The 14527-nt window shown below is 56.6% G+C and carries 11 protein-coding genes; 2 read left to right on the top strand and 9 right to left on the bottom strand.

The features are described from left to right. The first annotated feature begins 15 nt into the window (after positions 1–15). The gene (locus tag KDX37_RS07170; protein ID WP_231651971.1) at positions 16–1113 is read left to right on the top strand and encodes a DUF1513 domain-containing protein; all 1098 of its coding nucleotides are present in this window, start codon (positions 16–18) and stop codon (positions 1111–1113) included. Here the strand turns inward: KDX37_RS07170 and KDX37_RS07165 are convergent. From KDX37_RS07165 to colR, 9 genes are all read right to left on the bottom strand, one after another. Beyond that, positions 1110–6047, bottom strand: a complete 4938-nt coding sequence (locus KDX37_RS07165) for a DNA repair ATPase (RefSeq protein ID WP_231651970.1) — start codon at positions 6045–6047, stop codon at positions 1110–1112. The two genes, KDX37_RS07170 and KDX37_RS07165, sit on opposite strands and share 4 nt — an antisense overlap. A 69-nt stretch (positions 6048–6116) precedes the next feature. Beyond that, positions 6117–8150 carry a flotillin family protein gene (locus tag KDX37_RS07160; RefSeq protein ID WP_231651969.1) on the bottom strand — a complete coding sequence of 678 codons (2034 nt, stop codon included), beginning with the start codon at positions 8148–8150 and terminating at the stop codon, positions 6117–6119. Between the two features lie 37 nt (positions 8151–8187). Next, positions 8188–8898: a hypothetical protein gene (locus tag KDX37_RS07155; protein WP_231651968.1), complete on the bottom strand. Its 711-nt coding sequence runs from the start codon at positions 8896–8898 to the stop codon at positions 8188–8190. After that, positions 8847–9545 carry a PspA/IM30 family protein gene (locus tag KDX37_RS07150; protein ID WP_319941667.1) on the bottom strand — a complete coding sequence of 233 codons (699 nt, stop codon included), beginning with the start codon at positions 9543–9545 and terminating at the stop codon, positions 8847–8849. The genes KDX37_RS07155 and KDX37_RS07150 overlap by 52 nt, the downstream gene beginning before the upstream one ends. A 235-nt stretch (positions 9546–9780) precedes the next feature. Then, positions 9781–10008 (bottom strand): hypothetical protein, encoded by a 228-nt coding sequence (locus tag KDX37_RS07145; RefSeq protein WP_231651966.1) that lies wholly within the window; start codon positions 10006–10008, stop codon positions 9781–9783. Beyond that, positions 10005–10727 (bottom strand): lipopolysaccharide kinase InaA family protein, encoded by a 723-nt coding sequence (locus KDX37_RS07140; protein ID WP_231651965.1) that lies wholly within the window; start codon positions 10725–10727, stop codon positions 10005–10007. The genes KDX37_RS07145 and KDX37_RS07140 overlap by 4 nt, the downstream gene beginning before the upstream one ends. Before the next feature lie 4 nt (positions 10728–10731). Next, positions 10732–11412 carry a class I SAM-dependent methyltransferase gene (locus KDX37_RS07135; RefSeq protein ID WP_231652007.1) on the bottom strand — a complete coding sequence of 227 codons (681 nt, stop codon included), beginning with the start codon at positions 11410–11412 and terminating at the stop codon, positions 10732–10734. Between the two features lie 208 nt (positions 11413–11620). Further along, positions 11621–12910 carry a sensor histidine kinase gene (locus tag KDX37_RS07130; RefSeq protein ID WP_231651964.1) on the bottom strand — a complete coding sequence of 430 codons (1290 nt, stop codon included), beginning with the start codon at positions 12908–12910 and terminating at the stop codon, positions 11621–11623. Further along, the gene (colR, locus tag KDX37_RS07125; RefSeq protein ID WP_231651963.1) at positions 12900–13583 is read right to left on the bottom strand and encodes a two-component system response regulator ColR; all 684 of its coding nucleotides are present in this window, start codon (positions 13581–13583) and stop codon (positions 12900–12902) included. Before colR ends, KDX37_RS07130 begins: the two co-directional genes overlap by 11 nt. 176 nt (positions 13584–13759) lie before the next feature. Here colR and KDX37_RS07120 point away from each other — a divergent pair, with 176 nt between their 5' ends. Next, the gene (locus KDX37_RS07120; protein ID WP_231651962.1) at positions 13760–14500 is read left to right on the top strand and encodes a phosphatase PAP2 family protein; all 741 of its coding nucleotides are present in this window, start codon (positions 13760–13762) and stop codon (positions 14498–14500) included. The last annotated feature ends 27 nt before the right edge of the window (positions 14501–14527 follow it).

Here is a 14527-nt window from a genome sequence, read left to right as displayed (position 1 = left end):
CGAGAGGTGAAGGTGATGTTTCGACGTCAAGTCCTGGCAGTCGGCAGCTTGTTGCTCAGCGCATGCACGTTGGGCGGCTGGACGGTATTCAGGCAGAAAGACCACGGCCCGCTGCTGTTGTCCGCTCGCGATGACGGCGACGGCAGGCATTACGCGGTGGGTTATCGTCTCGACGGCACGCAGGTCTTCGCTACCCAGGTAGGCCAGCGCTGCCATGACATCATCAATCACCCTTCGCTGCCACTGGCAGTGTTTATCGCGCGGCGCCCTGGTACTGAAAGCTATCTGGTCGACCTGCGCGACGGCAGCCTGTTGCAAACCATTACCTCCCAACCGGACCGGCACTTTTACGGTCACGCGGTGATCCACAGCGACGGCGAATGGCTGTACGCCACCGAAAACGATACCCGCGACCCAGGCCGCGGGCTGCTGGGCGTCTACCGCTTCGTCGCTGATCGACTGGTGCATTCGGGAGAAATATCCACCCACGGCATCGGACCGCACCAGGTGTCCTGGATGCCGGACGGCGAAACGCTGGTCATCGCCAACGGCGGGATCCGCACTGAGGCCGAAAGTCGCGTGGAAATGAACCTCCATGCCATGGAACCCAGCCTTGTGCTGATGCAGCGTGACGGCACGCTGCTGAGCAAGGAAACCCTCTCGCAACAGATGAACAGCGTGCGCCATATGGGCATTGCCAGCGACGGTACAATTGTCGCGGGTCAGCAGTTCATGGGCGACTCGCACGAGCTGGCCGAAATGCTTGCGATCAAACGTCCGGGCCAGCCCTTTGTAGCCTTCCCGCTGGCAGAAGAGCAACTGCGGGCCATGAATCATTACACCGCCAGCGTCGCGGTCCACAGCGACCTGCGTCTGGTTGCGCTGACCGCCCCGCGAGGTAACCGGCTTTTCATCTGGGATCTGGACAGCGGCGCGGTGAAACTGGACGCGCCGCTGCCGGATTGCGCAGGCGTCGGTGCGGTGGCTGATGGCTTTGTCGTAACCTCAGGCCAGGGTCGCTGCCGCTTCTACGACTGCCGCAAGCCTGAATTGCTGGCAAAGCCGCTGGACCTGCCAACAGGGCTCTGGGACAACCATCTGCATCTGGTCTAAGACAGACGCGGTCTTTCAGCAATAGCCCGGATGCCCTCAACCGCTTCGCTGAGCTGAGCGACAATTCGGTTGCCGACGTCTGTGCCGTCTCCACCCATCGCCTGATTCCGGGCGAACGTTTTCTTGATCTGCTCCCAGCGAATCGCTTGCACGTCCGTCAAACGTCCGCGTATCTCGGCAAGTTTCAATAGATTCTCTTCGGCACCGTGAGTAAGCAACTGCGACTCGCCACGGTAGTGTTCTGAAATCAACTGATCGATCTCCGCAGCGTTCATGACCGCCGATATTTTTTCAGCCAGCCTGTTCATGTTGCGGTAACTGCCCTGCAGGCGAAACGCAGGCTCGGTCCGGTATTCATCGGCCTGGGAAGCGCTGTCGATATAAGCCGCATTGACCCGCAACAACACATCCCGCACGGCCATCAGGTGACGTAGCGTGCTGCTCAACTCGGCCACATCTGCAAGGCTGTAGGCATGGCTCAGATCGCTGACGCTGATGCCCTGCTCGCCTGTATGCCCGAGCAATTTATAGAGGTCCCGGGTGTCGCGATTGGCCAACCTGGCCAGTACCGGATTTGAAGTCATGCAGTTTTCGATATAGCTCAGGGCAAAAGCGCTTTGGTCGGCGCCTGATACCTCACCCAGATTGTGGACATCGGCGCGGTTGACCAGCATGTCAGGGATTTTGAACAACTCGCCGGACTCGGTATAAGGGTTGCCGGCCATGACGATCCAGAACTTCTTGCCACGCAGATCGCGGGTTCTGGCCCGGCCTTTCCAGACACTTTCGATACTCCGGGAGCCATCACACAGCGAAATGAATTTCTGTAGAAACTCGGGCGACAAATGCTGGATATCATCGATCAGCAGGCAGACGTTGTTGCCCATCTCAAGCGCAAGGTTGAGCTTTTCAAGCTCCATGCGCGCAGGTCCATCCAACGCCTGCCCAGGATCCAGAGAGATCGTACGGTGCCCCAGCGCAGGCCCGTTGATCTTGACGAGGGCCATGCCCAACTGCAGGGCAACGTATTCGATCAGGGAAGTCTTGCCATATCCGGGTGGAGAAATGAGCATCAGCAGACCCATAAGGTCGCTGCGCCGCGCCTCACCGGCAGCACCTGTCTGCTTGGCCAGGTTATCGGCAATCAGAGGCAGGTAGACATCATTGATCAGTCGATTTCGAACGAAGGACGTGAGGGGACGAGGCTGGAACTCATTGATGCGCAATACCTCGCGCTCACGACGCAGTATCGACTGTCGCAACGACTGATAACCATGGAGCTTCGGTACAAAATCGTCGTGATGTGCACGAAGGCGCGTAAACCAGTCATCCAGAGCAAACGCCTTGGAGCCCGAGTTGAAGGTCGGATGCTCCCCCAGTAAGCCGCTCACTCGTACATTCAGACTGCAGTCATTGACCCGAGGTGCCGGTTTGCCAGCGAAACGCAGCAACAGCAACGCCGCTGCTTCAGGTGCAAAGTGAGCAAACGTCGGCTCAAGGTCGCGACAGACACCCGCTACCCAATGGCCAATCAGTGACCATCGTCCACACAGATCGTCCTCCATTCCCCGCACTGCATCGGTCAGTTCATTACCACAGCCTTCGGCTTCCAGACGCCGCTCAAGCGCACCCAGAATGTGTGGGCCATGTCCGCTGACCTCAAAAACGAGAGAGTCCTGCATCAATGCAGCCAACAGATATTCTGCGCTTTCGGATATGAGCTCGGTCGATACAGGCAAGCGTACATCTGTAGCGAAGGACTTGAGCGTCAAAGCGATGTCCTTGCGCATCTCGATCACGCCATCAGGGTGGCGGAACAGTCTCAGGACCGCAGAACTGGAGCGTGCCCGGCTTCGCCAGTCCGTCATCCTGGACTCGAACTGGCCGGGCAGGTGCCATGCGATCAGGGCGAACGCCCTTGCCGCCGGGCTGAAACGCAGCAGGCCAGCCGCGGCCATGCAAGGCATCACCTGCTGAAGCAGCAGCGCGGCGTCATGGTCATGAACCCCCTTTTCATAACCCTGTTTGTACAGGGGAGGGCAAAATTGACGGATGTGCTGCTCCAACTGCTCGAACGTCATCTGCACCAGATCAGTGCCTGCGCGCGTTGCGGCATCGAGCACTTGTCCGGCAAGGTATTCACTTCGATAGACACACTCAGACTCGGATTCCAGGCTGGCTTGAAAGCAGGAGCGAAACGACGCAATGCTCGCATCATTCAAACGGTCGAAAAAATCAGTACCGGTGATGTGCAGATATAGATGCTCGTCGCGTGGCATCAAGGTCAAATCCAGCGCCTGGGTATTGATGTTGAAAAAGTGTCTTGGTCCCAGCCTCAAGCGAGTGCCGCTGGCATCGAACAAATCGACTTTGTCCCGTTGACCCCTGGCGGCCTGATCGCGGACGGCCTTCAGACGCGCTTCAATGTCATCGGCCTTTACGCTGTCCTCAAGCGTCCGCAAACGGCTGCAAAGTTCGCGCACTTTGAGTATCTGCGGGACGGTGGAAAAAAACGCATTCAGTCGATCAATGCCCAGGCAACCCGAAAGACGACGTGGCAGGCTGTCCAGGATTCGTATGGACGCCTCCAGAAGCCCTTGGGCTTGACGTTGACGCGCATCGATCAATGTCTGTTTTTGCTGCTCAAAAACGTCCAGCACCTCGTCACGCTTGACCATGACATCGTTCAGAAATGACTCATGCTCACCAAACCGGCTTTCCAGCTCATCCAGTTGAATCAGCAGCTTGGTCAACTGGTCGTCGCAGGCTTGCGGGCTGCTCGCCAACGCCAATGCGTGCGCCAGACTTTGGCTGATCATTTGAAACTGTGCGGCAAACTGCGCAATGGACTCGGATGACGCAAGCGTCTTGCTGCGGGATCGAGCATGCGCCATGGACTGGTTCATGTGCGCGTAGATGTTCGAGATCGCTTCGACGATATAAGTGCGCTGCGTGGTGTCATCGATGTTCAGCGAGCTGGCAAGCGTCGACAACAGATCCAGACCGGTCGCCATCTTTCCCAGAGCTTCCATAGGCTGCTCCAGTTCGAACACAGATGCAGACGCCCGCACAACACGGTCGAGCTCGTCGAGTTGCGTGGTGTAAGGCAGCAAGGCTTCGGGCTGACATATGAAATCCAGAGCATCGCCAGCGGTGCGCTCGAACTCGGACTGCAACTGCTGCTCTATTTCGCTGATGGCCGTAACATCAATGTAGCGCTGCTCACCGAGCGTCAACAGATGGCCCCGCAGTTCAGTGATCAAGTCCAGTCGTGTCACAAAGCCCTGAATATCCTCACAGTGGTCAGCGCGAATCTGGCCGGACAGTGAAATGTGACGTTGCCGTGCATCCTGCATAAGACGGGCGGCATGAACACGGAGCTGTTCGACTTTCTCGAATTCGTCAGCGATCAAACTGCCGATCTCCGCAATGCTGTGAAGCATGGCTGTTACTGAAGCAATGTGTTCATGGGCAAACCAGTGATACTTGTCGAACAGAAAAGCGACGTGTCGCCCCAACCCCAGAAAACGCGAAGCAGTGACGCTTGTCGCACAGGCTTCTCTGGCAAGGCCGTACAGGTCGGAAACGCCTCGGACCAGTTCAGCATTACCGATCCGGCCGAGGAACGAATGGCTGGACGTCTGCTCTGCTGCATACTCCTCAGTGAAAAAAGGTGTCTGCCAGATCTGTACAGGATGGTTACGAACCGGTTCGGCTTCGGCCGAGAAAATCACCATGCGGCCATCTTGCAGATGCGCATGACCATGACCGAATACCGGTGTCAGCAACTGGCGCCGGATGATGTTGTACGTGAACAACGCCGAGCGCCCCTCCACCGCATCATGAAAGACATACATGAAGTCCTCGCCATTGGGCGACCGCAGCAAACGCTTGAAGGGCATGTTTTGCATCGCAGACTCAAAGGTTCTATGTTCTGCGTTTTGGAGGTAGATCCCGCCGGGAAATATGATGCCGTGATTGTCGGGAAGCTGCTGACACGCAAGACCGATAGCATCGATCCGGGTCAGGGTGAGTTCTTTCAGATTAAAGACCAGGTAACGACACTGATCTTCCTTGTAGGGCCGGATGCTCAGCAGGGTCAGATTGCCCAAGCGGGCAAACGCGACCTGAAGGTCCGGCAGTGACTGATTCTTTACGATCAAAGCCTCGCGGTACAACTCCAGCTTTGATGCTGACTCGTCGCTACTACCACTGACAACCACGTCTCCGTTGTCCAGATGAACAGCAATGCTGCCCAGAATGTCGATTCGAGGCGTTTGATCGCTGACGATCAGTTCCCGACCTGCCTGGACCCACTCGAAATCGTAAGGAGGAACTGCGGTGATGTCGCGCTCTCCACGATTATCGAGATAGCGTACGTCGTTGTCCGCACTACTTATCGACCAACGAAATACGCGAATATCCGTCATGCGCTCGCCGAATTGAAAGCTGGCCAACAGCCGGTTTTCGAGGACGAGCAATTCGAGCAATCGGGCGTCACGGTAATAGGTGTAAAGCTCCGCGAAATCCTTGTGAAATACCGGGTCAGCCAGCCAGCTTCCCTCCAGGTCAATGGCCTGGGCCTCATAACCCTCTTTGCTATCGTCGAGTCGATACAAAGCAAAAACGTCTTCGAGTCGGGCTCCCACGTTCGGCCCAGGTGCAACGTTGTAGCCAAACAGAAGATCCTGGCCGACCCGAACAATAGCCCTCGGAACACAGTTTTTTTCCGTGCGCAGTCGAGTTCGCCCCAGTATCTCCATTGAACTGCAACCGAACTCTTCAAGCCTTTGCGTATTAAGCGTGTCGACCTGTAGGGACAGGTTGTGACCCTGTTCTTGCAGGCGCTTGAGCAATACTTCGTAGGCCCCGCTTTCAGTGACCGCCTTGTTGGACGCTTCCTGAATCGGGTTTACAAACTGTTCCTGGGGCATGGGCCAATCCGAATGGAGTGTCGCTGGGGGAGAGAGGCGCCCGGTCAGTGCCGGGCGACGGCAAATCGACTACTGACCTTCGGTCTGGCGGTCGGAAGATCGGTCACTGGCAACCTTGGCCAACATGCCGAGCCCGGTCTGAATAACCTGAGCGGCAAGCGGGCTGCTCTGATTCAGACCCTCGATTGCCTTGCCTACTGACAGGGATTTCACGAACGAATCGAACACGCCGTTATCCCCTCCTCCCACAAACTGGATGCTGGCCTTGCTCATCGCAGCCGATAATACTTCTGCCTGTTGTTCGGCGATTTTCTCGTTGGCCGCAATACCTGCCATGGTGATATCGAACTGGCTTTGCAACGCAAGGCGGAACTCTTCGTGTTCTCGGGCTCCACCTGTCAGCTTCTGCATTGCGTCGAACTTCTCGGTCAGACCGGCCGCCTCGGCTTCAAAACGCCTCTGCAGAACCTCTGCCTCGGCAACGCCCACGTCCTGAATGGTCGCGGCCCTTGACTCACCGATAGCTTTGTCACCTGCAGCCTGGGAAAGCAGACGCTGCTTCAACACTGCCGCTTCCGCCAGCCCCTCGCGCTCAATGGCTTCGGCAATTTGTACGCGCACATCCGCATCCGACTCACCAATGGCGCGTTCACCTTCGGCCTTGGACAACAGACGCTGCTTGAGCACCAGCGCTTCAGCCTGTCCCTCACGCTCGATAGCCTCTGCAATCTGAATACGGACTTCGGCTTCAGCCAGACCGGAAGCTGCCTTCTCGGCACGGACTCCTTCGGCGCGTTTGATCGCAGCCTGAGATTCGCGTTCCGCCTTGCGCAAATCAGCGTCGGCCAGGGTCACCAACTCTTTGGCCCGAAATTCCGATACCACGGTATCCGCCTCAGCCTGTTTGACCAGACAGACAAGATCGCGCTCGGCCTGAGCCTGGGCCTCAGTAATGACGACGGTTTTCTTGCGGTCTGCATCGGCGATCATACGTAACGTCGTGATGGCCTCCTCTTCCTGCGCCACGGTTTTTTCGACGATGACACGCTCGCGAGTGACGTTGGCGATCTCTCCACGCTTTTCTTCAAGCTGACGATCACGCTCGATGCGGCTCAATGACACCTCACGTTCACGATCAACCTGAGCCAGGGCCTGAGCGCGAATGACGGTTTCCTTCTCCAGCATGACCACGCGTTCACTGTTCTGGCTGGCGACATCCACTTCACGCTGGTGATTGACACACGCGACATCGATACGCTGCGCAGTGGCGATCCGGGCCTCTTCGGCTCGCAAGTGCTCCTCGGATTGAACCTTTAGTGTTTCGGCCTCTTCACGAGCAATCACCGAGGCGATTTCGCGTTTTTGCCGCGCCTGGGCATCCGCCTCCTGGCGTTCAAGCGCAAGACTGGCCTCGATCGTCTCGACGTTTTTCTTCTGAATCTTCAGTGCCTGGTCACATTCCAGTTCATTGGTAATGACGTTATGAACGGACGTCAGCTCGGTAATCTTGCGAATACCTTCGGCGTCGAGGATGTTGTCCCGGTCAAGATCCACCTTGGGTGTCTGCTCGAGAAAGTCGATGGCCACGTCTTCAAGCACATAGCCGGACAGATCCTGGCCAATCACATTGACGATTTCATCACGGAAGCGGACGCGATCCTCAAACAGCTCGACGAAGTCGAATTGTTTGCCAACGGTCTTGAGCGCTTCGGAAAACTTGGCATTGAACAGCTCGTTGACGGCGACCTTGTCGGAGGCGCGCTGGACGCCAATGGCCTTGGCAACCTTGAGCACGTCTTCACGGGTCTCGTTGACCCGCAGGAAAAATGCCACGGTGATATCGGCACGCATGTTGTCCCGACAAATCAGCCCACCCTTGCCTTTGCGATCAATTTCCAGCGTGATGACACTGATCTGCATCTTCTCGTTGAAGTAGAGGTAAGGCAGGACCAGGGCACCGGTGAAATAGACCTTGGGGCTACTGGACAGATCGTTGACGATCAACGCGGTACCTTGTGGCACCTTGACGTAAAAGGTCTTGATCAATAATGCCAAGGCAATCAGGGTAAGCGTTGCGACGCAGAGGATCACAAGAAATGGCATGGCCATGTCCAGCATGCAGTATTACTCCGTTATGGGCTCAGCCCTTGAAGTGCGACTCGCTGACCACGAGGTAGGCATGTTCGTCAGCGAGGTATTGAAGCAGCACCACCCGGTCATTGCGTTTGATCACGGGGGGACTGAAGGTACGAACCTGAAGCAGCAGTCCTGCGCCGCCATCATTCATCAGCGCTCGACCGCTCTTGAAACTCACGGTCTGGCTGGTGACGATCGCCACTTGCCCACATATCGGTGCCGGTTCAGGCCCTTTGATGCGTCTGACAAGAGGTTTGAAGAAACCAATAACCAATCGTGTAAAAACCAGAGCGACTGCCAGGGCGAACAGCCCGGTGGCAAATCCCAGCGGATAGTAGAAAAAACCGAGAGCCAGCGGGTCGATCAGCAGTTGGTGGCTGAAGTAGCTCACCCACCAGCCTGAAACGCTGATCAGCGTAAGAATGATCGAGACAGGAACACCCGACAGCCCCACTCGCGCAAGCAAACCTTTACCCGACCTGGCAGTGGCATGGTCACAAGCCGATACGCCCTGCATGTCAATATCGACCGAGCCGTCACCAAGAATTCCGCAGCAGACCAAAAGCCAATAAACCATGCTTATCGCCAGAAGCAGACTGAAGACCACCACAGGAAATGACAACGCTGTTTCGATAAAACGGTTCACGGCGAAATCCTTTCGACTCAGTTGGTTTGAAACAGGATGTTGGTCTTGATTCGTTGCAGCACGGCGCACGCGCCGCTGCTGTCTACGATGACCCGGGCATCCCGCAACCGTTGCTCAAGATCAGCATCGGCGAGACACGACCTTGCCTGGACTTCCAGGCGCGCCTCTGCCTCCATCTGGCGCTGCCGGACATTGTCCAGAGCGTTTGCGACATTGCGCAGCCTGCCGGCGGATTCATCATCATCTGCCGCCCAGGCAACGTGAGCCCGCTGCACAAGCTCTGTGGTGCGTACGACTTCGACCTGCTGCCTGAGCGCCAACAGTTTCTGCTCACTGACCCGCAATGCCGCGCTCAGACTGCTGACGGCTGTTGCATAGCCTTGAGCGATACGGGCATCGTCGGCCATCAGTCTCTCCAGTTGACCGATACGGGCAGCGATGCCCAGGGCACTACCTTCGTCACCTGCCTGAAGGGCGTTTTCGGCGTCACGTGTCTGTGATGCCACTTGTGCCTGGATCTGGACGAGGTTTCGGGTTGAAAGAAGGTGCTTGGCCATCAGGGCAGCAAGGCTTGATCGACTGGTGTCCATGCGCTGCTGGGCATCCAGGATTTCCTGATCAAGTATGTGCAACGCCTGACGAGCCATGACGACGCCTGCCGCCTCGCTGGTCCCGCCACACAAGGCAGTCATAATCCTGTTCCAGATACGCGGCACGATCTGTTTCCTTCGACGTGTTGCTCGAACGCTTCTGGCTCGACAAATATTCGAAGAAAGATGACATATATGAAGACGACGTTATGTCAGAACCGCCGCTTAAAAAAGTAAGAAACCTCCTCAATATCTGGAGTCCCAAAAACTCCAGTTCTGCCTTCCAGAACACTCGCCTACCCGGAAAAAACTGCGCCCAACAAAAAGGCCCCAAATGGGGCCTTTAAGGTAGGAAGGTTTTTCAATTTTTCGATCCCGTTCCCTGAGCCAGGCTGTACATCAACAGCAGCAGGTCGTGATCGGGTTTGACCATGACCTGGTTCTTGACCGAACGAGGCAACGGACAATGCCCCTCGCCATGCTGTGCACTCAGAATCTTCGTTGCTGGCTGTTCAAGGGCAGCCATGGCGAGCGTTGCTGTTGCCAAGGCACCGAATACGAACAAACCTCTAGCCATTTCTAACTTCATGACTCTAAACCTTTGATAGAGCTGCCAAACGCCGCTTGGTAAAAGTAGACCAGCTTTTGCCAGTCTGCGGCGCTGAATGACGAATGGCGTTTGAGTTGTTTCATGTCGTGCTGAGCAGCGCTATAAGCAGTCAGGCGGCGTCGGCCCTTCTCCAGATCCAGCAGCGCTACTTCGGCTCGGGCCTGAGCGCCCTCGCCGCTGACCCGTACAAAAATATGTTTGCTGTACAGACAACTGTGTTGCCAGCGCCCCAAGTGCATGCGCGCAAGGGTCGTACCCACTTCGTTGAGCGCCTGTTCGTATAGCAGCTCGCCATGGCGCGCTCGCGCACCACCGGCAATCCAATGGTCGATCTCTTCGAAACCGTCCAGCGCGACGGTGACCAGCAAGGCGCGCCAGCCGTGCTGCTGATCACGCTCCGCACCGCAATAAACGATTTCCGGGACCCCTACGCCCAGTTTGCGCAGGCCTTCCAGCGCATCACGCTCGCGCAGGACGGTAGGACGGCCGAAAGGGTGCAACCAGCTGCGATAGGTATGACCCGTCTGACGCTTGCTGTACAGCGTCGCACCGTCACCCGTAATCACCCGTTGCACGCCACTTTCGCCACCACGGCGGACATTGGGCTCTTCAACCCATTCGCCGCGTTCGCTCCAGAAATGGCCAAAGCCGTTCTTGGTTGAGCTTGCGTCGGATTCTTTCAAGGACAGCGACCCCATTCATTTACCTTTTGCGTAATACATAGACGCGCCACATGGCGTACATGGGCAGGAAATCCATTCGCGTTTGAATGCGAAAGCCTGCCTGTTCAAATTCGGCTTCTGCTGTGTTGGCCGGTAACACGAAACGATTCTGGTAACTTTCCTGCCCGTTTTGCTGGCCTCGTTTATTCTCGAGACGCTTGCGTTTCCAGGCTTTGAAATTGCCGTCCACCCACAGAGAAACAATCACACTGTCGCGAGTGACGCGCTGAAACTCCTGCAACAGAGCCTTCCGGTCACTGGCCTGCCCAACATGGTGCAATAAACGCATACAAAAGATGCTGTCCACTGCATTGTCTGGCAAATCAATCGCGAAAGCAGACGTCTGCAAGGGTCGTACCCTTTTTACAATCTCTGCAGGTTGAGACTCACACGCGGTGCGCAGCATGTCGGCGGAATTGTCCGCCCCGATGATCGAGCGATTGGGCTTTTCGGCCAACATCGACCAGAAACGTCCGGCTCCGCAAGGCAGATCAAGTACAAGCCCTGGGTCACCGGCCAGACGCAACGCCTTTCTGGCCAATTGCTCATCGCGGTAATGCGACAGTTTGCGCCAAAGACCGTCCTGGTGTTTTTCAAGGTACTGACGGGCGTGGGCCTTGTCGTACTTGCGGGAAAACTCAAGCTCTATGCGCTCACTCATTGGAGCATCTCCTGACGATGATGCCACGCAAAATAGAGTCAGTGCTGTCATCGTCAGGTCATGCCAATGTGAAAAAAATGTCATATTTACTAAGTGGATGTTGCAAGACTTTACAAGGACTTACGCACGCTACGTGATGATTCTCTAAAAAAAGTCGCTTTGCCGTCATGGAAAAACGCCCTTTATTCAAAGAATCAACCACACTGAATCACGGCTTGGCGATATCCAGATGAACCTGAAAACGGCAGCCATGAGGGTCTCTTGGCGTAAGATTCACGCTCCATCCCTGGTTGGCGCAAATGCGTTGCACCAGCGAAAGTCCCAACCCCAACCCCTCACCGCGCTGCTCGTTGCCACGTACGAAAGGCTCGAACATCGCCTCGCGCTTTTCTTCGGGGATCCCGACACCACTGTCTTCGACGACAAAACCCTCCTGCTGCAACGTCAGGGCAATAAAACCGTGATCGGTGTAATGCAAAGCGTTGCGCAACAGGTTGCCCATCACCGCATGCAAAAAGGTCGCGTTGTAGCGAATGTCGGAAACCTCATCATCCGGCGGTGGGTTGTAGATGAGCGTCAAGCCTTTGCCTTCGATCGGGTCGCGCCACTGAGAAATCAACTGCTCGGCGACGCCAACCAGCGTGGCCTTGGGGGTCATGGCGGGATCTTCACGTTGCGTACGGGCAAGCATGAGGAACGTCTGCACCAGGTCGCGCATCTCTTCGCAGGCACGCCCGATACGCTCCACCTGCCGACGCGCCCGGTGGTCCAGCGCCGGGTTTTCCAGCAACAGCTCACACGAACTGGCCAGCACCATCAGTGGCGTGCGCAATTCATGGCTGACGTCACTGGTGAACATCCGTTCGCGGATCAAAGCTTGTCTGAGTCGACCCAGGGTGGCGTCGAACGCGACAGCGAGCTCTCCAACCTCATCAGCGGCGTAATCCGGTGCAAGCGGCGGCGCGAGGCCCAGTAACTGGTCGCGGTGCCTGACCTGCCTGGCCAGACGCACCACAGGCGCCATCACCCGACGGGCGAGAACCCAGCCCAGAAAAACAGCCAGGGCAAGGGCCATCACAAAGCCCACCAGCACGACGGCAAACAGCACACGCTCACGTTCTTCGAAGTCACTCTGATCTTGCAGCAGCGCGTAATGCCTGCCGTCCACCACTTCGATCATGGCGTGATAGGACAACGGCCCACGAAACACTTCATGAAAACCGGGCTCCAGATGGCGCAAATCCTTGGGCAGATCGAAATCGCCAGGGCCATTGGTGAAATAGAACAGTTGGTCCGGTTTGGGGCGATGGCTCCAGTCGCTGACGCTGTCCATCAGCATGAGGCGGTTGAGATCGCCGCCGAGGCCTGCAGAAATCAGTTTTTCTTCAACCAGGTGAACGGTAGAAATGATGCCGATGGCGAAGGATCCGGCAACCAGGGCACTCATCAAGGCAAACGCGATGATGATCCGCTGGGCAAGGCTCTGTTTAAACTCCATCCCGGCCCTCGGCCAAGCGATAACCTACGCCATGCACGGTTTGCAGTAACGGCTTGGAAAACGGTTTGTCGATCACCTGACGCAATTGGTGCACGTGGCTGCGCAGGCTGTCACTGTCGGGGCAATCATCACCCCACAGCGCCTCCTCAAGGATCTCGCGACGCAACACATGCGGGCTCTTCTGCATCAGCACAGCCAGCAGCTTCAGACCGACCGGGTTGAGCTTGAGCATCCGCCCCTCACGCGTGACTTCAAGGGTGTCGAGGTCATAGATCAGATCGGCGACCTGCAACGTGCGACGTCCACCACCCTGGGCGCGGCGCAATACTGCTTCTATACGTGCAGCCAACTCGGAAAGCGCGAACGGCTTGAGCAGGTAATCGTCCGCGCCCGAGCGGAAACCCTGCAGGCGGTCGTCCAACTGATCACGGGCTGTGAGCATGATCACCGGCGTATCACGACGAGCATCTTCACGCAGGCGCTTGCACAGGGTGTAACCGTCAATGCCAGGTAGCATGATGTCGAGCACAATCAGGTCGTAATGTTCGGTTGCCGCCAGATGCAGTCCAGAGAGGCCATCCTGAGCGCAATCGACGGTGTAGCCTTTCATGCCCAGATAATCGGCCATGTTCGCCAGGATGTCGCGGTTGTCTTCAACCAGAAGAATTCGCATGGAACACTCTCATATGCAGTTTGGGCTGGCGCAGCTTAAGACGAAGTCGCCGTGAGGGCCAGCGCCGAATCGCCTAACGATTTTTTCACCAATGATTCACAAAGCCCGTGACACACTCGGACACAAATTGCCGCCATCCAAGAGCGCGGCGTATGTTCCATTGATCTGGACTTGCCATGTCGAAAGCCGCTGCCCTGCCCTCTTCCCGTCCACTCAACCTATGGATCTGCCTCGGCATCCCCGCCGTGACTGCCTTGGCCCTTGTCCTGCTGGAGTTGACGTCCGTGGACATGGATATTGCCAAAATGGCTTTCGACCCGGTGAGCGGACAATTTATCGGGAGACACAGCTATTTTCTTGAGGACATCCTTCACGATCGCGCCAAGCAAGTGGTGATGACGCTCGGCGTGTTGGCCATTATCAGCTTTATTGCATCATTCAAGGTCGAACGTCTGATGCCGTGGCGGCGTGAACTGGGGTATCTGGTGGTGGCCATGGCGCTGTCGACCGGTTTCGTGACGCCGGTAAAAGTGGTCACTTCGGTCCAGTGTCCCTGGAGTCTGACTGAATTTGGCGGCTCAGAAACCTACAGTGAGCTATTGAGTCCTCGCCCGACGACCGACAAGCCTGGACGCTGCTGGCCAGGCGGCCACGCTGCCACCGGTTTTACACTGTTCGCTCTGTTTTTCATGCTGCGCGACCGCCGTCCACGTCTGGCCAAGGCTGGTCTGGCTCTGGCATTCGGTCTCGGGACGATTTTCTCACTGGGTCGAATGCTGCAAGGCGCGCATTTTTTGTCGCACAATATCTGGACAGCCGTTTTCTGTTGGCTGATTTGCTTAGCCGCGTATTACCTCATTCTTTACAGGCCAGCGCACAAGGCAGCGAAGAAATCAGCCGTTCAGATAACGTCCTGATCGGTGACATTGCCTGAACCTGAATCA

Source organism: Pseudomonas californiensis, from assembly GCF_021147775.1.
Lineage (GTDB): Bacteria > Pseudomonadota > Gammaproteobacteria > Pseudomonadales > Pseudomonadaceae > Aquipseudomonas > Aquipseudomonas californiensis.
Note: the sequence above shows the minus strand (reverse complement) of the source record. Positions and strands in the feature narration are given on the sequence as shown.